General features: G+C 52.0%; 2 tRNA genes and 2 rRNA genes. All 4 read left to right on the top strand.

Going from position 1 to position 742, the window contains the following annotated elements:
* Window positions 1–83: ribosomal RNA gene (locus tag G3N64_RS39370) — 16S ribosomal RNA — on the top strand; the annotation flags it as partial.
* Between the two features lie 63 nt (window positions 84–146).
* Window positions 147–223: transfer RNA gene (locus G3N64_RS39365), tRNA-Ile, on the top strand.
* Between the two features lie 42 nt (window positions 224–265).
* Window positions 266–341, top strand: a tRNA-Ala gene (locus G3N64_RS39360).
* Between the two features lie 302 nt (window positions 342–643).
* Window positions 644–742, top strand: a 23S ribosomal RNA gene (locus G3N64_RS39355); the annotation flags it as partial.

Genomic DNA, 742 nt, shown 5'->3' with positions numbered 1-742 from the left:
CGGTCACCACGGTAGGATTCATGACTGGGGTGAAGTCGTAACAAGGTAGCCGTATCGGAAGGTGCGGCTGGATCACCTCCTTTCCAGAGCTTCTCGCACAAGTTGAGCGCTCACGCTTATCGGCTGTAAATTAAAGACAGACTCAGGGGTCTGTAGCTCAGTCGGTTAGAGCACCGTCTTGATAAGGCGGGGGTCGTTGGTTCGAATCCAACCAGACCCACCACCGTCTTGTGTGGCGGTACACACCTGAGGCAAATCTGTACATGGGGGCATAGCTCAGCTGGGAGAGCACCTGCTTTGCAAGCAGGGGGTCGTCGGTTCGATCCCGTCTGCCTCCACCAATCACCAACGCTAAGGGCTTGGTTCAGACACTGAACCGAGAATTTTGCATTGGCGATTGAGCCAGTCAGAGTGATACGTAGTACGTATCGGCTGTCGTTCTTTAACAATCTGGAAGAAGTAAGTAATTTGGATAGCGGAAGCGTCTTGAGATGGACGTGGAAGTTATCCGGGTTGTGATTGTATCGATGTATCTCAAGATGATTCGAACTTCATTGTTCGGCTCGATTTTGGAATACGGCACAACGCGAGAACTCAACCTGTAGCGACTGTAGTGTCGAAAGATGAGACAGACTCGTTATAGGGTCAAGCGAACAAGTGCATGTGGTGGATGCCTTGGCGATCACAGGCGATGAAGGACGCGGTAGCCTGCGAAAAGCTACGGGGAGCTGGCAAACGAGCT

This window comes from Burkholderia sp. Ac-20344, from assembly GCF_017104975.1.
Classification (GTDB): Bacteria; Pseudomonadota; Gammaproteobacteria; order Burkholderiales; family Burkholderiaceae; genus Burkholderia.
This window is presented reverse-complemented; position numbering and strand designations above follow the sequence as displayed.